General features: G+C 38.1%; 20 protein-coding genes. 17 read left to right on the forward strand and 3 right to left on the reverse strand.

Going from position 1 to position 16,647, the window contains the following annotated elements:
* Positions 1 to 46 precede the first annotated feature (46 nt).
* The 17 genes from DarG to LC418_RS00230 all read left to right on the forward strand — a co-directional run bounded on the left by DarG (position 47) and on the right by LC418_RS00230 (position 13,024).
* On the forward strand, positions 47 to 451 hold the full coding sequence (gene DarG, locus LC418_RS00150; RefSeq protein WP_111958727.1) for a flexirubin biosynthesis protein DarG: 405 nt from the start codon (positions 47 to 49) through the stop codon (positions 449 to 451).
* Positions 452 to 516: 65 nt separating this feature from the next.
* Positions 517 to 1,512: a BtrH-related acyltransferase DarH gene (gene darH / locus LC418_RS00155; RefSeq protein WP_223557670.1), complete on the forward strand. Its 996-nt coding sequence runs from the start codon at positions 517 to 519 to the stop codon at positions 1,510 to 1,512.
* A gap of 1 nt (position 1,513) precedes the next feature.
* Positions 1,514 to 2,272: an ABC transporter ATP-binding protein gene (locus tag LC418_RS00160; RefSeq protein WP_111958669.1), complete on the forward strand. Its 759-nt coding sequence runs from the start codon at positions 1,514 to 1,516 to the stop codon at positions 2,270 to 2,272.
* Complete coding sequence (locus LC418_RS00165) at positions 2,259 to 3,527, forward strand: ABC transporter permease (protein WP_223557671.1); 1,269 nt, start codon at positions 2,259 to 2,261, stop codon at positions 3,525 to 3,527. Before LC418_RS00160 ends, LC418_RS00165 begins: the two co-directional genes overlap by 14 nt.
* A complete protein-coding gene (locus LC418_RS00170; protein ID WP_111958665.1) occupies positions 3,517 to 3,942 on the forward strand; it encodes an acyl-CoA thioesterase in 426 nt (141 codons plus the stop codon). Before LC418_RS00165 ends, LC418_RS00170 begins: the two co-directional genes overlap by 11 nt.
* Positions 3,942 to 5,075: a beta-ketoacyl synthase N-terminal-like domain-containing protein gene (locus tag LC418_RS00175; protein WP_223557672.1), complete on the forward strand. Its 1,134-nt coding sequence runs from the start codon at positions 3,942 to 3,944 to the stop codon at positions 5,073 to 5,075. Before LC418_RS00170 ends, LC418_RS00175 begins: the two co-directional genes overlap by 1 nt.
* A gap of 10 nt (positions 5,076 to 5,085) precedes the next feature.
* On the forward strand, positions 5,086 to 5,625 hold the full coding sequence (locus tag LC418_RS00180; RefSeq protein WP_111958725.1) for a 3-oxoacyl-ACP synthase: 540 nt from the start codon (positions 5,086 to 5,088) through the stop codon (positions 5,623 to 5,625).
* Between the two features lie 114 nt (positions 5,626 to 5,739).
* A complete protein-coding gene (locus tag LC418_RS00185; RefSeq protein ID WP_111958661.1) occupies positions 5,740 to 5,997 on the forward strand; it encodes a phosphopantetheine-binding protein in 258 nt (85 codons plus the stop codon).
* An 87-nt stretch (positions 5,998 to 6,084) separates the two neighbouring features.
* Positions 6,085 to 7,284, forward strand: a complete 1,200-nt coding sequence (locus LC418_RS00190; RefSeq protein ID WP_223557673.1) for a beta-ketoacyl-[acyl-carrier-protein] synthase family protein — start codon at positions 6,085 to 6,087, stop codon at positions 7,282 to 7,284.
* Positions 7,281 to 8,342: a beta-ketoacyl synthase N-terminal-like domain-containing protein gene (locus tag LC418_RS00195; protein WP_223557674.1), complete on the forward strand. Its 1,062-nt coding sequence runs from the start codon at positions 7,281 to 7,283 to the stop codon at positions 8,340 to 8,342. Before LC418_RS00190 ends, LC418_RS00195 begins: the two co-directional genes overlap by 4 nt.
* Before the next feature lie 61 nt (positions 8,343 to 8,403).
* Positions 8,404 to 9,159: a polysaccharide deacetylase family protein gene (locus tag LC418_RS00200; protein WP_223557675.1), complete on the forward strand. Its 756-nt coding sequence runs from the start codon at positions 8,404 to 8,406 to the stop codon at positions 9,157 to 9,159.
* Positions 9,152 to 9,778 (forward strand): flexirubin biosynthesis/transport protein LolA2, encoded by a 627-nt coding sequence (gene lolA2 / locus LC418_RS00205; RefSeq protein ID WP_223557676.1) that lies wholly within the window; start codon positions 9,152 to 9,154, stop codon positions 9,776 to 9,778. Before LC418_RS00200 ends, lolA2 begins: the two co-directional genes overlap by 8 nt.
* Entirely contained in the window at positions 9,744 to 10,385 is a 642-nt protein-coding gene (lolB2, locus tag LC418_RS00210) for a flexirubin biosynthesis protein LolB2 (RefSeq protein WP_223557677.1), read from the forward strand. Before lolA2 ends, lolB2 begins: the two co-directional genes overlap by 35 nt.
* A 1-nt stretch (position 10,386) precedes the next feature.
* Positions 10,387 to 10,989 (forward strand): porin family protein, encoded by a 603-nt coding sequence (locus LC418_RS00215; RefSeq protein WP_223557678.1) that lies wholly within the window; start codon positions 10,387 to 10,389, stop codon positions 10,987 to 10,989.
* 4 nt (positions 10,990 to 10,993) lie between these two features.
* Entirely contained in the window at positions 10,994 to 11,374 is a 381-nt protein-coding gene (locus LC418_RS00220; RefSeq protein WP_223557679.1) for an ApeI family dehydratase, read from the forward strand.
* On the forward strand, positions 11,371 to 11,847 hold the full coding sequence (locus LC418_RS00225) for a restriction endonuclease subunit S domain-containing protein (protein ID WP_223557680.1): 477 nt from the start codon (positions 11,371 to 11,373) through the stop codon (positions 11,845 to 11,847). Before LC418_RS00220 ends, LC418_RS00225 begins: the two co-directional genes overlap by 4 nt.
* A 4-nt stretch (positions 11,848 to 11,851) precedes the next feature.
* The gene (locus LC418_RS00230) at positions 11,852 to 13,024 is read left to right on the forward strand and encodes a DUF2062 domain-containing protein (RefSeq protein WP_223557681.1); all 1,173 of its coding nucleotides are present in this window, start codon (positions 11,852 to 11,854) and stop codon (positions 13,022 to 13,024) included.
* A gap of 26 nt (positions 13,025 to 13,050) precedes the next feature.
* Here the strand turns inward: LC418_RS00230 and LC418_RS00235 are convergent, their stop codons facing one another.
* From LC418_RS00235 to LC418_RS00245, 3 genes are read right to left on the reverse strand one after another with little or no spacing between them, the layout of a single operon-like run.
* The gene (locus LC418_RS00235; RefSeq protein ID WP_223557682.1) at positions 13,051 to 13,416 is read right to left on the reverse strand and encodes a DUF1648 domain-containing protein; all 366 of its coding nucleotides are present in this window, start codon (positions 13,414 to 13,416) and stop codon (positions 13,051 to 13,053) included.
* Positions 13,413 to 15,095 (reverse strand): C45 family autoproteolytic acyltransferase/hydrolase, encoded by a 1,683-nt coding sequence (locus LC418_RS00240; protein WP_223557683.1) that lies wholly within the window; start codon positions 15,093 to 15,095, stop codon positions 13,413 to 13,415. The genes LC418_RS00235 and LC418_RS00240 overlap by 4 nt, the downstream gene beginning before the upstream one ends.
* The gene (locus LC418_RS00245) at positions 15,082 to 16,617 is read right to left on the reverse strand and encodes a phytoene desaturase family protein (RefSeq protein WP_223557684.1); all 1,536 of its coding nucleotides are present in this window, start codon (positions 16,615 to 16,617) and stop codon (positions 15,082 to 15,084) included. Before LC418_RS00245 ends, LC418_RS00240 begins: the two co-directional genes overlap by 14 nt.
* Positions 16,618 to 16,647: the final 30 nt, after the last annotated feature.

A 16,647-nucleotide genomic window follows, 5' to 3' on the forward strand; every position in this document is an offset into this window, starting at 1 on the left:
TTTTCACTATTTTAGCCAACTGATTAAAAAGAATAATACGGTTTACATGAAAAAACAAGACCTGCCCCAGGATGAGAGCAATCTGAAGTCAGCAAACATGACCGAAGTCTTGTATGTGACGGACGAAAATGATAATTATACAACGGCCAACAGCATTGGATGGGAAGCTAAAAAAGCAGCCCTCGAAGAATCCATGGAGCTTATTCATGAAAGAATTGAAGAGGCCAGACACAATGTGGCCAATAATTTAGTAAGTCCTATTATTTATTTCATGGAACTGAATAAGATGGATCTGGGTGTTCTCGCTTCCTATGTCGGAATGTGGCAGTGGAGAGTGAAAAGACATGCAAAACCAAAAGTATTTAAAACACTAAACCAATCCGTACTGAAAAAATATGCAGATGCATTTGGAATTTCAGTGGATGAATTAAAAAACTTTGACGGAAAATAATAAAGAAATGAAGCATAAATATATGCAGAATTTCATTTCGCCAATGAAAAAGATAAAAGCAGCAAATGAAACTTAACTTCGAACACCATCAGACCGCGCATTGCGAAAACGGTGTCGCCTCCAATCTGTTACTTAATAAAGGCTTAAAACTCAGCGAACCTATGATCTTTGGGATTGGTTCCGGACTGTTTTTTGTCTATCTGCCGTTTTTGAAAGTGAATTTCGCTCCGGGCTTCAGCTACAGACCGATGCCGGGTGCTATTTTCAGCAAAGCAGCAAAAAGATTGGGCATTAAAATCAAAAGAGAAAAATTTTCCAATCCTAAAGAAGCACAGTCCGCTTTAGAAAGAAACTTAAATCAGAATATCCCTACAGGACTTCAGGTAGGCGTTTTTAACCTTACCTATTTCCCTGAAGAATATAAATTCCACTTCAATGCCCACAATCTTGTGGTATATGGAAAAGAGGACGGAAAATTCCTGATCAGCGATCCGGTAATGGATTATACCACTACCCTATCAGAAGCTGAGCTGGAAAAGGTAAGATATGCCAAAGGCGCACTGCCTCCAAAAGGACATATGTACTACCCGACCTACATTCCAGAAAATGTGAATATTGAAGAAGCTATAAAAAAAGGAATAAAAGATACCTGCAAAAATATGCTGGCTCCGGTTCCTCTTATTGGCGTAAAAGCCATGAGATGGGTAGCCAGAAGCATCCCGAAATGGGCTGAAAAGAAAGGAACTAAGGTCACCAACCACTATCTGGGCCAACTGATCAGAATGCAGGAAGAGATTGGCACCGGCGGAGGCGGATTCCGGTTTATTTATGGCGCATTTCTTCAGGAAGCATCAGTAATTCTTAAAAATGATGAATTAAAAGAACTTTCAAAAGAAATTACCGCCATCGGAGATTTATGGAGAGATTTTGCCGTGGATATTGCCCGTGTTTACAAAAACAGGAACTCGAAAAGCGATATTTACAACAACCTTTCAAAATCCATGCTTCATATTGCTGATCTGGAAGAGGCTTTTTATAAAAAACTGAGAAAAGCGATCTGATATGGCAGAGAATATGATTGAGATTAAAAATCTCTATAAAAAATATAAAAACTCCGAAGAGTTTTCTGTCAACGACATCTCGCTGAATATAGAAAAAAACGAGATCTATGGAATTCTTGGGCCAAATGGAGCAGGAAAAACCACCTTGATCTCTATGCTTTCCGGATTGATCAAACCTACTTCAGGACAATTTACGATCAATGGATTATCTCCTCAGAAGGACAGCTTTAAGATCAAACAGATCATTGGTATTGTGCCTCAGGAATATGCCCTCTATCCGACTCTTACTGCTAAAGAAAACTTAATGTTTTATGGAAGCCTGTATGGCTTAAAGCACAAAGAGCTTAAGAAAGTGATCGATGAATCCCTAGAGATTATGGGACTTTCAAAATTCGCAGATAAACAGGTAGAACAGTTTTCCGGAGGAATGAAACGCCGCTGCAACCTTATCGCGGGAACACTTCACAATCCAAAAGTTTTGTTTCTGGATGAGCCGACTGTAGGTGTTGATGTTCAGTCGAAAAAGGTGATCATCGATTTCCTGCAGGAACTGAATAAAAATGGAACGTGCATTATATACACCTCCCACCATCTTTCCGAAGCGGAAGAATTCTGTACCAAGATCGCTATTATCGACAGAGGAAGAATCCATGCCATAGGAACACCGGAAGAATTGGTGTCACAAATCGCAAACGCTGAAAACCTGGAAGACGTTTTCATATCATTAACAGGAAAAGAACTAAGAGATGTTGTTGTATAAACTTTGGAGAAGCTTCGTGAAGGAAATCCTTCTTCTGAAGAGAGATATCGGTGGAATTGTCATTATTTTCGTCATGCCGTTGCTGTTAATTGTAACGATTACTTTAATTCAGGATTCTACTTTCAAAAATCTGGAAGGTTCAAAAATCCCGATCATTTTCATTGACAATGACAAATCTGAAGTCTCAAAAAGTATAAAACAGGAACTGGAAACCAGTAAAACATTCCAGCTGCTGACAAATTACACCGAAAAGTCAGCACAGGACGCCGTCTTTTCCGGAGATTACCAGATGGCTATCGTCATTCCTGAAAATTTAACGAAAGATTTAAATTCAAACATAGATTCCAAGGTGCAGACGATCGTAAGCTCTTTTGGCCTGGAAGGAGATTCTGTAGCTGTGAAAAAAACAGCTGTGAAAGCAAAAGAAATTCATCTGTACTTTGACCCGGCCACCAACGCCGGATTCAAAAATTCAGTCATGAATTCTGTGAATAAAATGGTCTTTGAGATCGAAAATAAAAAGATCTATAAAGCATTTCAGGATCAGCTGGGAACTGAAGAGAACCTTGAAGAAAACAAAAACCTCATCAGCTTCAAAGAGATCACCCCGAAAAAAGGAGCCATGGACATAATGCCGAATTCTGTTCAGCACAATGTTCCGGCATGGACTCTTTTTGCCATCTTTTTTATTGTAGTACCACTTTCTATCAATTTAGTCAAGGAAAAAAGTCAGGGCACCAGCGTAAGAGCAAGGATTAGCCCAACCCCTTATTTTGTTCATATTTTAGGAAAAACATTCACCTACCTTATCATCTGTATCATCCAGTTTTTACTGATGGTAGCCGTAGGAATTTATCTTTTCCCATACATGGATCTTCCGGCATTTGATGTCTCTGGAAAGATGTTCCATCTTCTTATTGTAACTTTATTTTCGGGATTGGCAGCCATCGGTTTTGGTGTTTTATTGGGAACCATTGCAGATACTCAGGAACAGTCGGCTCCTTTTGGGGCTACTTCAGTCGTAGTTCTGGCCGCGATCGGAGGAATATGGGTTCCCGTATTTTTAATGCCTGAATTTATGCAGACCGTGGCGAAATTTTCCCCGATGAACTGGGGATTGAACGCCTACTACGATATTATTTTAAGAAACAGCGGTATCGCAGGAATTGCCAAAGAACTCGCATTACTGTTTGCCTTCTACATTGCCATGGTAGCTATTTCTATTTTTTACGAAAGAAAACAAAATGCAGTCTAAAGAAAACATATTAACCTGTACGGAAGAAGTAAGGGTAAGATTCAATGAGACAGATCCGCTGGGCATTGTCTGGCATGGGCATTACATCGTATATTTTGAAGACGGAAGAGAAGCTTTCGGAAGAGAACATGGCCTGACCTATCTTGATATTCAGAGAGAAGGCTATGTAACACCTATCGTAAAAAGTACATGTGAGCACTTTCTTCCTCTAAAATATGGGGAAACATTCAGGATCGTGACCACTTTTGTCAATTCAGTATCTGCAAAACTGATCTATACCTACGAAATTTTCAACCAGAATGATCAATTGGTGTGCAGTGGAGAAACCATCCAGGTATTCTTAGACAGCAACGGAAGTTTATGTTTGTATAATCCTGAGTTTTTTCAGGCATGGAAAGATAAAATGGGATTATAATGAAGAAAGAAATTTATATTACAGACTACAACTGTATCACTCCTATAGGCTTTGATGTTTCTTCCAACTGGAACCATCTTGTGGAAGGAAAATCAGGCGTAGCATTACATAAAGTCATAGAAAACCAGGAGGCTTTTTACACCTCAATTATAAATACTGAAAAGCTGGAGGAAGAATTTAAAAGCAATTTCGACAGCCCTGATTTTACAAGGCTGGAAAAAATGTTTCTTCTAAGCTTAAAACCTCTGGTTGAAAAACATGAAATTACAGAAGAAACCGCTTTTATTTTATCAACAACCAAAGGAAATATCAGTTTATTAAAAAACCAATCGGAAGTACCGGAAGGCGCTTATCTTTCAAAATTAGCACAAAAAATTGCTGATTATTTCGGATTTAAGACAAAACCTATCGTCGTTTCCAATGCCTGCGTTTCAGGAGTAATGGCTATTGCCGTTGCCAAAAATATGATCCAGGCAGGGAAATATAAAAATGCTTTTGTGATTGCCGGCGATGAGGTTTCGGAGTTTGTCATTTCGGGATTCAATTCTTTCCAGGCCATTGGACCAGAGCCCTGCAAGCCTTATGATAAAAACAGAAACGGAATCAATATCGGAGAAGCTACCGCTGCTGCATATATAACCTCTGTTCCGAACGAAAACGAAAAGTTTAGGTTTAAAATACTGGGAGATTCTTCAGTTAATGATGCCAACCATATTTCCGGACCTTCCAGAACAGGGGACGGGCTGTATGCAAGCATCAAGAATGCAATGACAGAAGCCAATGTTACCCCGGAACAGATTGATTTTATTTCTGCCCACGGAACCGCTACCATTTATAATGACGAAATGGAAGCCATAGCTTTCAACAGAATGGAACTTCAAACTGTTCCCTTGAACAGTATGAAAGGTTATTACGGACACTGTCTGGGTGCATCCGGGCTGTTGGAAAGTATTATATCCATGGAAAGTGCCCGGCATGGACTGCTGATTCCTTCTAAAAACTTTAAAGAAATGGGAGTTTCCCAACCTTTGAATATCATTAAAGAAAACCAGTCTGCAACTATTCAGTATATTTTAAAAACAGCTTCAGGATTCGGAGGATGTAATGCGGCAATAGTTCTAGAAAAATGTTAAAATGAAAGGGATGAAGAAAACTGAAAGCTGTATCATAGAACATTCAAAAATAACCGTCAACGGGAATGCTGTTTTTGAAAGCCGGAGCGAAACATTTCATGACTTTGCCAAAGATGCCTATAAAAGTTTAGAGCTCAATTATCCCAAGTTCCACAAGATGGATAATCTGAGTAAGCTTGCTTTTCTTGCTGCAGAAATGGTTTTAAAAAATGAAGACCATAACACAACAGCGGTAGTTCTTGCCAACCGGTCATCCAGTCTGGATACGGATTTTAAATACCAGGAAAGCATCAACTCACAGGAAAATTATTTCCCGAGTCCTGCCGTATTTGTCTACACCTTACCTAACATCTGCGTAGGCGAGATCAGCATTAAACATAAAATGCAGACAGAGAATGCCTTTTTCATTTTGGATGAATTTGACGAGACATTTTTAAATGATTATGCAGAACAGATCCTGCTGTCCGGAAAAGCGGAAAAAGTTCTCTGTGGCTGGACAGAACTTTATCAGGATAATTATAAAGCTTTTGTATATTTGCTAACCTTATAAAAAATGTAATAACATAAATGTAACAATATAACAGTCTAGCAATGTAACAATCCTTACAATCTGATCATTGTTACACTGGTAAATTGATAAATTGCTACATTAATTAAAATAATTATGGAAAACTTAAAAACAGAATTGAAGCACAAAATTATTGAAGTCCTTAACCTTGAAGATGTTTCTGTAGAAGAGATCAAAGATACAGATCCTTTATTCGGTGGTGGTTTGGGCCTTGATTCTATTGATGCTCTGGAACTTATTGTTCTGCTTGATAAAGATTACGGGATAAAATTAGCTGATCCTAAAAAAGGAAAGGAAATCTTCCAGTCTATCGATACAATGGCTGCATTCATTGAAGAGAACAGAACAAAATAATATATTTAATCTAGCAATGTATCAATTTACCAGTATAACAATATTGGTAAACTGGTAAATTGATACATTGTTATATTATAAAATAAAATGAGTCGAAAAATTGCCATAACAGGAATGGGCATCATTTCCTCCATCGGAAACAATGTGGAGGAAAATTTTATTTCGTTGAAATCCGGAAAACACGGAATTTCAGACATTGAGATGTTTGAAACCCGTCACGCCGGATCTATAAAAACAGGTGAAATAAAATGGTCTAATGAAGAGCTTGTACAACAGCTTCAGCTGCCTGAAGATAATAATGTAACGAGAACATCTTTATTGGGTATGATTGCCGCAAGAGAAGCTGTAGAATCTGCCGGAATTTCAGACATTAATGAATACAGAACCGGACTCATCTCTTCCACCAGTGTAGCCGGAATGGATATCACTGAAAGGTATTTCTACTCTTACGAAGACTTTCCTGAAAAGCAAAAATACATCGATGCTCATGATGCAGGTAATTCCTCATTGGCAATTGCTGATTATCTGGGCTTAAAAGGCATGGTTTCTACGATTAGTACGGCATGCTCTTCGGCTGCCAATGCTATTATGATGGGAGCCAAACTGATTAAAAACGGAGTTTTAGACCGCGTGATCGTAGGTGGAACAGATTCCCTTTCGAAATTTACTTTGAACGGATTCAATACCCTGATGATTCTCACGGATTCTTACAATACACCATTTGATAATGACAGAAAAGGATTGAACCTTGGTGAAGCTGCTGCTTTTATCGTTCTTGAGTCTGATGAAGTTGTGAAAAAAGACAATAAAAAAGTCCTCGCTTATCTTTCAGGTTACGGTAATGCCAATGATGCCCATCATCAGACTGCGTCGTCAGAAAACGGGCAAGGTGCTTTTCTGGCCATGGAACAGGCATTTAAAGTATCCGGACTGGCAAAAGGAGACATCGATTATATCAATGTTCACGGAACAGCTACTCCTAATAATGATCTTTCAGAAGGAATTGCCATGATCAGAATCTTTGGTGAAAATCAGGTTCCTGAATTTAGTTCTACCAAAGCTTTTACAGGACATACTTTGGCAGCAGCGGCAGGAATTGAAGCTGTATTTTCCATTCTGGCCATGCAGCACGGACTTATTTTCCCCAACTTGAATTTCAAAACGAAAATGGCAGAATTTGATTTAACTCCGGTTACCGAATTGAAGGAGAAAAGCATCAACCATGTTCTTTCCAATTCATTTGGATTCGGAGGTAACTGTTCTACTTTAATTTTCTCAAAATCATGAGTGCCGTATACATCAACAGTGCATCCTGCATCTCCGTTCAGGACACTCTAAAAGAAAATTTCTTTCAAGATCTTAATGCTGACCAATCTGTTCAGATCTTAAAAGCTATAGATCCTAACTATAAAGAATTCATTCCGCCTGCGATGATCAGGAGAATGTCTAAAACTGTAAAAATGAGCTCTGTAGCTTCACATTACGCTTTACAGGAAGCTGGAATTGAACAACCGGATGCCATTATTGTAGGAACGGGGATGGGATGTTCGCAGGATTCTGAAAAGTTTCTGAAAAATGTGATTGATAACAATGAAGAGTTTTTAACTCCGACATTTTTTATACAGTCGACGCACAATACCGTTGCAGGGCAGATTGCTTTGGGGCTTCAATGCCATGCGTACAATTTTACCTACGTCAATACCTCTTCATCTTTGGAATTTTCATTCCTGGATGCCAAGCTTCAGATCAATGACGGAGAAGCTGAAAATATTCTTGTAGGAGCTGCAGATGAGCAGACTAACAGAACGATGGAGCTTTACTGTCTGAACAATACCATTAAAAAGAAAGAGGATCTTCCTGCTGATTATTTGCATTCTGAAACGGATGGAGTGATCTGGGGTGAAGGTGCTGCTTTTTTTGTCTTGGGAAAGAATAAGGCTGAAAACTCTTACGCCAGGCTTAGAGATATTCAGATCAGCAACAGACTGGATCTGGAAGAAGCACCGTCTTTTATAACAGATTTTTTATCCAAAAATGATTTGAAACATGAAGATATCGATGCTGTGATCTTAGGTTTCAGTGGCGATGCAACATCTGATGTTTACTATACAAAAGCAATGGACACATTTCAAAATTCAGCTTTGCTGTATTACAAACATTTGAGCGGAGAATTCAATACGGCAAGCGGCTTTTCAACATTTATGGCGTGTCATATCCTCAAGGAGCAACAGATTCCGGAAGTCATGATGATCAATTTGGAAAAGAAAACAGAAGTTAAGAATATTCTTCTCTATAATCATCTCGCAGGAAGCGATCACAGTCTTATGCTGTTGGAAAGAGCCTAAAGGTGAAAGGGTAAGAATGAATTTGTAAATTTGTTATTGCCAAAATTCAAAATAACAGAAGATGAAGCATTATCCATTCATTCTATTTTATCTTTTCTGCAATGCATTTATTTATGCGTTTCATGGAAGCTTTTGGGTTTATATAGCTTGTTTTCTGGCGTTTTCTGCAGTTGTAGTCTGGGGATCTTTTGATATAGAGCTCGGATATTTTGTCAACAGCATTACTCATAAAAGAACAAAAACCAATGAAATTGCCCTGACTTTTGACGACGGGCCAACCGAATTCACCCCGAATTTTTTAGATTTGCTTAAAGAACATCAGGTAAAAGCTACTTTTTTCTGCATCGGAAAACAGATTGAAAAATATCCTGAGACCTTTCAAAGAATTATTGCTGAAGGTCATACCATCGGAAATCATACCTTTTCCCATTCCAACAATACAGGATTTTTATCTGTTTCAAAAATGATTGAGGAGATTGAGAAATGTGATGAGATAATGGCAAAAACCAGCACTATAAAAACTGATTTATACCGGCCTCCTTTCGGCGTTACCAATCCGAGCATTGCCAAAGCCATTAAAAGAACCCGTAAAAAAAGCATCGGCTGGAATGTCCGTTCGCTGGATACCATTATAGACGATGAAAAGAAAATTTATAAAAGAATAACCAAAGGCCTGAAGAAAGGAAGTATCATTCTGCTTCATGACACTTCCGAAAAGACTTATCGTGTGTTGGCCGATTTATTGTTATTTTTGAAAGATAAAAAATATTCGACGTTTACGGTCGATTCAATTACAAAATCAAAGAAAAATGATTAAAAATATTGCTTTTGGAGCATTTTTATTAGTTTCCGGCTTCATTTCCGCACAGATGACAGCAATGTCAGGAGCAGAAGCAAAAGCATTTGTCGCCAAAGTTTCTTCTGAGACCCAGGAGATCAAAACCCTGCAGAGCGATTTTACCCAGACCAAAAAAATGGACTTTCTGGATAAAAATATTGTTACCTATGGCAAAATGTCGTTGAAAACTCCGAATATGCTGAGCTGGAAATACACAAAACCATATCAGTACAGCATTATTTTTAAAGACAATAAAATTTTCATCAACGATCAGGGCAAGAAATCATCTGTTGATGCGAAAAGCAAAACATTTGAAAAGATCAATAAGCTGATTGTAGGAAGCTCGAACGGGAAAATGTTCAGCGATCCTGAGTTTTCTGTTTCCTATTACAAAAGCGGGAACTCCAATGTAGCAAAATTTACCCCGAAATCGGCTCAGCTGTTAAAATACATCAAACAGATTGAACTGCATTTTCCTAAAAATCAGTCCACGGTTTCGCAGGTTAATATGACAGAAGCTTCGGGAGATACCACCAATATTGTTTTCAAAAACACCAAGATCAATGCAGCGATTGCAGCTTCAGAATTTAGTTTATAGTCTGATTGTTTTGCTATTTGCTTCCTGCAAAAGCTATCAACTTGCAGAGGCAAAACCGGTTCAGAGTTCTGAAAAAACCGTTGAAAATTTATATTTTTCTTCCGGTGAAGACTATGTGTATAAATGCCAGATGGATATTTATAAAAACCACGTAAGCGGAATTCTGATTATTAAAAAGCTTAATGAAACAACTCATCGGGTCGCCATGACCTCAGATTTTGGAAATAAATTAATTGATTTTGAGATCTCTGAGAATGACTTTAAACTGAATTACGTTCTTCCGGATCTGGACAAAAAGATGGTTATCAGCTTTTTAAGAAACGACTTCCGGGAGTTACTGAAAAGAAAATACCCGGTGAATGAATCTTTTGAAAATGACAATTCTAAAATTTACCTGTCAAGGAATGATCATAAAGCCTATTATCTGTTCTTCAATAAAGAAAACGGACTGTTAAAAGAAATTGTGTACACAAAAAACAATAAGGAAAAAATCGATTTTACTTTTGAGGCAAAAAAACATATCTTCGCGGATAGCTTAAACCTGCAACATAAGGATTTTAAGATCAATATAAAACTATTTCAAATAACCGAAACCGAACAGAATTAACATGAAAAAATTTCTATTTTTAGTCACAGCCTTTATTTCAGGCCTGTCTTTCGCGCAGGTCACTTTTACTCCGGGGATCAGAGCAGGAGCCAATTTTTCTCATTTCTCGAACAGTGAAGAGTTTAACTATTATTATCTGGAAGAATTTCCTAACGCTGCTGAGCCTTACCTGGACTATAAAACTAAAACAGATTTTTATATCGGCTTTATAGGAAATATCCGCCTCGCAAAATTTTATGCTTTGCAGCCGGAGATCAATTACTCCAGGCAGGGAGCTAAAATAAGCACGAATGTAAACAACTGGGACGGGAAAACGCTTTCCGTATCTTATCTGGGATTGCAGCTTATCAATAAATTCTATTTCAACCAGTTCAATATACATGTTGGGCCTACTTTGGAATTTGTGGTAGATAAAAAGAATTTTGACCCTGAAAATGAGATTGACCTGGGAATTACAGCAGGTTTAGGCTATGAAATTACTAAAAACTTTGGTATCGAAGCCAGGGTAAAAAAAGGTTTTATCCCTGTGGACAGCTATAATAGAAATCATTCTAATGTTGTTTTCCAGACAGGACTTTATTATACATTTAATCTGAAAAAATAAGATCATGCAGACCATTCTTACAGACTTTTATACTTTGGAATCTTATGAAAAGGCAGAAAACGGCAGTTTTACCGCTTATATTCATCTGAATAAAGATCATGATATTTTTAAAGGGCATTTTCCGGGTAATCCGGTAACACCAGGGGTTTGTATGATGCAGATCGTAAAAGAGCTGACAGAAAAATTCACCGGCTCTAAGCTATTTTTAAAAACAGCCTCGAATGTAAAGTTCATGGCTATTATCAATCCTTTTGAAACACCGGATCTGAAGCTTCAGATGGATATTACTGAAAATGAAGAGGATGTTAAAGTAAAAAATGCAACCTCTTTTGGCGAGACTATTGCATTAAAAATGTCTGTAAGCTATAAAAAAATACTTTCATGAAACTTTTCTTATCCCTCATAACCGCTTTTATTTTTTTCTTTCAAAGTGATTTGGAAGCCCTAAGAAGCAGCTACGCAAAAGCTAACCAGTCTAATGCCAATACAGAAGCATTCATCAATCTTGCAGAAAAACAATCCGGTTCGGATGCCGTAACCAGTGCCTATAAAGCTGCTGCAAAGATCATGGAAGCAAAGATTACCAAAAACAACAGGAAAGCTCTTGTAAAAAATGGTGCTACCAGCCTTGAAAGCATTATCAAAAATAATCCGAATAATATAGAACTTAGAGTAATCAGGCTGAGCGTTCAAGAAAATATCCCGAAAATAGTGGGGTACAGAGGCAGCATGAAAGATGATAAAGCATTCCTTATCAATAACTACAGTAAGCAGAACGCAACCCTGAAAAGTTATGTAAAAAAGTTTGCGATGCAGTCCAAGTCCTTTACAGATACTGAAAGAGCTACTATAAAATAAAACAATGACCCTTCCTGAAGTACAAAATGCAATTTCTGAAAAGAAGATCTGTATTTTAATACCTACTTACAACAATGAAAAAACTCTGAAAAGAGTGATAGACGGTGTTCTGGACTACACCGATAGCATTATTGCAGTTAATGACGGGTCTACAGATACTACTCCACAAATATTAGCCCGATATTCCCAGATAACGGTTATCTCCCTGCCTGAAAACAAAGGAAAGGGAAACGGGCTTAAAACAGGCTTCAGAAAAGCAAAAGAGCTGGGCTATCATTATGCGGTCACCATCGATTCTGACGGACAGCATTATCCCGATGATATTCCTGTATTTGTAGAAGCATTGCTTAAAGAAGATAAGGATGTACTTCTGATTGGTAACCGGAATATGGAACAGGATGGAATTCCCAAAAAAAGCAGTTTCGGGAACAGGTTTTCTAATTTCTGGTTCTGGTTTGAGACCGGAATAAAACTTGAGGATACCCAATCCGGCTATAGATTATATCCGTTGCTGAAAATTCCAAAGAAATATTTCACCCCAAAATTTGAATTTGAGATTGAAATCATTGTAAGGACAGCCTGGAGGCATGTTCCTGTAAAAAATGTCCCTATAAAAGTTTTGTATGACCCGGCAGAACGGGTTTCTCATTTCAGACCATTCAAAGATTTTACACGGATCAGTATCCTGAATACTATTTTGGTAACCATAACACTGCTTTACATTATTCCGAGAAATTTCGTGAATAATTTCAAAAAAAAAAGCTTTAAAAGATTCTTAAAAGAGGATGTTCTGGAAAGTGACGGCAGCAACCGCACAAAAGCATTTTCTATTGCTCTCGGTGTTTTTATAGGTCTTTCTCCTTTTTGGGGATTTCACACCCTTCTCGTCATCTCGCTGTCTGTACTTTTTAAACTGAACAAAGTCCTGGCTTTTATAGCCTCCAATGTCAGCCTTCCGCCATTTATTCCTTTTGTGATTGCCGCTTCTCTATTTTTAGGATCCCCTTTTGTGCATGGGGACAGTAATATTTTGAGCAGTGAACTCAATTTTGAGCTGATCAAAAATAATCTTTTACAATATGTGATCGGAAGTGCTATCCTGGCTACTTCTATGTCTGCTCTTTGCGGGGTTCTAACGTTTATTTTCCTGAACAAACTGAATCCGGAAAATAATTAATCAGCCGTTAGTCTTTTCGTGTATAATTATTTAAAGACAACATCCGAAAATGATAACGGACACATAATCAAGGTGACAAATATAGCCAGTATGATCAAAACCAGCTGGTACTGATAATAGGTCTTCTCTTTATCTTCTTCTTTCACTTCAAAAGTAAATCTGATCTTGTCCGGTTTTCTGATAGTCATCCAGATAAAGATCAAAATAACGAGGTTCAATACAATAGGTGCAAAAAGAAACAGTTTGCTTCCGAACCCGTCATTCTTGCCTCCATATCCATGAATAGGAATAACATCAGGAATAGAGCTGTACTTTGTAAGCAGGTAGACTGTGTAAACAATAATTATGATAAAGGGAATGCAGAACAGCAGTTTTATATGTTTGGGAATCATTTTAGCTTCTTTAGAGTTTTCTTCAGGTACTTTTCTACATTTTGTCTGTCCGGAACTGTGGTAATTTCTTTAGTCAGGGCTTTTTCAAATTCAGTTTTCGCTTTTGAAAATTCGTTAATACCCAAATAATATCTTCCAGCCTGATAATAGACCAGCCAATAATCCGGGTTCATAGATTGGTAATAAGGAATAAAATCATCACTTAATGCCATCTTTTTGTTGTCTGTAGCATTGCTCACTTCTGACCCTAACATCTTAGATATTTCATAATTGTTGAATTCTTCCGAATCTGCAAAAGGATCTCTGGCGATATTCAGTGCTGTTTTTGCCTTTAAGCTTTCTTCCAAATTCTTTCCGGAAAAGATCTCATTCAGGTCATAACAAACAAATTCTCCCAGCTGATAAGGGTTTGAAGAAACCCACACCAGTCTTTTTTCAGGTGAAAAAATGACCGCATGGTGAGCCAGCAGCTGATTGATCGCTTTTTCATTCCCGTAGCCAATCTTTTGGTCTTTTAAACCAGATTTATCCCTTAAAATGGCCGCCATTTTTTCAGGGTTGAGCTTTTTCTTTTCCTGAAGAAGCTCCTGAAGCTTTTCATACCGGTACTCGGAGTGGCTTTCTATAATATGCTTCTGATTTCTTTTGTCATCTTTATAAGCTTCGGACTGGAAGTGGTTGGTACAAAGCACCCTGCTTGTATTTTCCACCTTGTAAACCCCAAAATTATCAGGAGAGACCTCAATGATCACAGCATTTTTATCATGAGCACTTCCAACCAAAATGGATTCGGAAACAAAAACTTTTCTTTTTTTGGCAATAGCGATGGCCTCCTCAATATTTTTCGCATACTGCAGAATTTCCCGTGTCACAAGAGAAATTGGAGTCTTAGCAGTGAGTGGGATTCTAGATTTTCCTGCGTTAATTGTCACTGTTATCCCTTCTTTATTCATCCCGGAAACTACACCTATCATTCCCGGCCAACTTACGGACATATATGGAATTCCGGATTCCGGTTCTACAAATTCGATTAGCTTATTTTTAGCAAACTCATCTCCTACATAAAAATCGAAGTTTCTTCCGATGAGCAGCTGCCCATCTTCTGTATTTTCATTCCAGACTGCCAGGGAAGTACAGCCTACCATAGCAAGATCCTGCATGGCATGTCCGATATCGTGAGCGCCGTGAAGATAGAGGTTCCGAAGATATTTTGGGGCAATAAAATTGTATTTATCCGAAGAATACTGTGACAAACCGTACAATTCTGCCTGATAGTCTTCCCTTACATTCAGGTACATTTTCCTGTTATACCATTTTAGAAATCCCCTAAGGAGTTTTTGTTTAAATTTTGATGGAACAAAACCTTCCACTTTAGAGAAGAAAATTTCTTCCTGCTGCTGCATCAGGCTTTGGGTTAAAGCTCCGTTATTATATCCGAGCTGCAATGGATTTCCTTTAATATAAAGTTCCCAAAGCTGCTGTTTATTTTTGGTTAAATAATTCCGGTTGAAGCTGAACGTAGAATCATTGATCTTATTGATCTTTGGTATCTCCAGCGTATAGCTGCTGACCTCCGGAATATGATGAACCGATTTTGAGATTCCACAGGAAATAAGAGAAAGGATAAGGATCAATTGAATTCCCTGGAATGCCATAGTGAATCTGTTATTTTTTTTCATGGGTATTCATCATTTGTTTCAGGCGTTCATCTACAATTTCTTTTCCGAGAATTTCTGCACAGGTATTAAATGCACCGATCGTTACTCCCAGAATTCCATGCATGTTGACAGACTGTCCTGTCAGGAACAGATTATCGGTCTTGGTACGGGGTGAGACCATTGTTTCAAGCGGATTATCCGAACTTTTCATGTATCCGTACATGTTTCCTTCAAAGCTGCCGATATAGTCCCTGTAAGAGAGTGGCGATGAAGTATAGATGCTTTTGATGGAATGTCTCAGGTTCGGAATTTTCTTTTCTAATGCAGAAATCATTTTTTCTGCTTTTTCCAGCTTGAAATGTTCGTACTTTAATCCTCTTTCGTGTTTTTCGGCAACTGTATTTACTGTTTTTTCCCAATCTTTAATCTCATCAAAATCCATATAGGAGATCGCAGTAAGGCTTTCCGCATAATCGGGATAATGTTTTGAGGGTGTGGAGGAAAGCATATAGGTTTCCGGCCAGCTGTCTTTGCTGTAACGGAATGCATTCCAGACCATTTCTTCGGATGAATAATGGTATATGTTATAATTAAAATTTGGCAGTGACTGTGGTTTTAAAACCAGATAAACACTGAAACATGATGAAACAGGTTCCCAGCTCATTACCCGGTTCAGGAAAGATTTCCTCAGTTTTTCTTCTCCAATCAGCTTGATGAAGGAACGGATTTCTATGTTTGAAATAAATTTTTTCGCTGCATATTCTTTTCCAGATTTTGTTGTAACGGAAGACAGCACTCCGGCTTCATCGAAAATAAATCCGGAAACTTCAGAATGTTTATGCACTTCTGCACCGTATTGGCGAAGTTTTTTGATCAGGAGTTTGGTGATCTGGCTTCCTCCTTTAACACATTTGTAGGCACTCTGAATATAGGAGTTTACAGTCAGTGCATGAACATAGAATGGTATATTTTCCGAGTCTCCGCCATATAAAAAATTGGAACCCAGCAATACAGCCTGCAGTTTTTTATCCTGGGTCACAGACTCTATGAATCTTTTAGTATTGAGATGGAGGATCTCTTCATTATAGCTGTCTTTTCCGATCACCTGATATCTCGGAAACTGTGCACAGACATATTGGATCTCTTCGCAGTAACTTTCTAAATTCTGTTTTTCGTTGGGAAAATAGGCTGCGAGCTGTTCAATAAAATTTTCATAACCCTGTGCATGAGGATATTCGATATTTTCTTCACCAAAAGAGATCTTATCGTAGCCGTCTTCATTCATTTGATGAAGTTCCAGATCATCCATAATCTCAAGATAGGAAAAGAAATGATGGAGATTCTGTCCTTTTGAAAGGCCGCCCAGATAATGAACTCCAGTATCGAAGATGAGCTTTTCCCTTGAAAAAGTCTGCAGATTTCCTCCATACTGGTTATTTTTTTCCAGGACACAGACCTTCAGACCTTCTTTCGCCAAAATTAGAGCCGAAACAAGACCTCCCAATCCGCTGCCGATCACAAGTATGTCGTATTTTTTATTCAAAAGGAGAAAAGCTGTGTTTTTATTTCAAAA

This window comes from Chryseobacterium lathyri, assembly GCF_019970085.1.
GTDB lineage: Bacteria > Bacteroidota > Bacteroidia > Flavobacteriales > Weeksellaceae > Chryseobacterium > Chryseobacterium lathyri.

Coding starts and splice junctions, on each gene's coding strand:
- lolB2 (WP_223557677.1), top strand. CDS start 9,744: ATGCAGCGATTGCAGCTTCAGAATTTAGTTTATAGTCTGATTGTTTTG.
- LC418_RS00235 (WP_223557682.1), bottom strand. CDS start 13,416: ATGATTCCCAAACATATAAAACTGCTGTTCTGCATTCCCTTTATCATA.
- LC418_RS00165 (WP_223557671.1), top strand. CDS start 2,259: ATGTTGTTGTATAAACTTTGGAGAAGCTTCGTGAAGGAAATCCTTCTT.
- LC418_RS00240 (WP_223557683.1), bottom strand. CDS start 15,095: ATGAAAAAAAATAACAGATTCACTATGGCATTCCAGGGAATTCAATTG.
- lolA2 (WP_223557676.1), top strand. CDS start 9,152: ATGATTAAAAATATTGCTTTTGGAGCATTTTTATTAGTTTCCGGCTTC.
- LC418_RS00215 (WP_223557678.1), top strand. CDS start 10,387: ATGAAAAAATTTCTATTTTTAGTCACAGCCTTTATTTCAGGCCTGTCT.
- LC418_RS00230 (WP_223557681.1), top strand. CDS start 11,852: ATGACCCTTCCTGAAGTACAAAATGCAATTTCTGAAAAGAAGATCTGT.
- LC418_RS00195 (WP_223557674.1), top strand. CDS start 7,281: ATGAGTGCCGTATACATCAACAGTGCATCCTGCATCTCCGTTCAGGAC.
- LC418_RS00185 (WP_111958661.1), top strand. CDS start 5,740: ATGGAAAACTTAAAAACAGAATTGAAGCACAAAATTATTGAAGTCCTT.
- darH (WP_223557670.1), top strand. CDS start 517: ATGAAACTTAACTTCGAACACCATCAGACCGCGCATTGCGAAAACGGT.
- LC418_RS00175 (WP_223557672.1), top strand. CDS start 3,942: ATGAAGAAAGAAATTTATATTACAGACTACAACTGTATCACTCCTATA.
- LC418_RS00225 (WP_223557680.1), top strand. CDS start 11,371: ATGAAACTTTTCTTATCCCTCATAACCGCTTTTATTTTTTTCTTTCAA.
- LC418_RS00220 (WP_223557679.1), top strand. CDS start 10,994: ATGCAGACCATTCTTACAGACTTTTATACTTTGGAATCTTATGAAAAG.
- LC418_RS00180 (WP_111958725.1), top strand. CDS start 5,086: ATGAAGAAAACTGAAAGCTGTATCATAGAACATTCAAAAATAACCGTC.
- DarG (WP_111958727.1), top strand. CDS start 47: ATGAAAAAACAAGACCTGCCCCAGGATGAGAGCAATCTGAAGTCAGCA.
- LC418_RS00190 (WP_223557673.1), top strand. CDS start 6,085: ATGAGTCGAAAAATTGCCATAACAGGAATGGGCATCATTTCCTCCATC.
- LC418_RS00200 (WP_223557675.1), top strand. CDS start 8,404: ATGAAGCATTATCCATTCATTCTATTTTATCTTTTCTGCAATGCATTT.
- LC418_RS00160 (WP_111958669.1), top strand. CDS start 1,514: ATGGCAGAGAATATGATTGAGATTAAAAATCTCTATAAAAAATATAAA.
- LC418_RS00170 (WP_111958665.1), top strand. CDS start 3,517: ATGCAGTCTAAAGAAAACATATTAACCTGTACGGAAGAAGTAAGGGTA.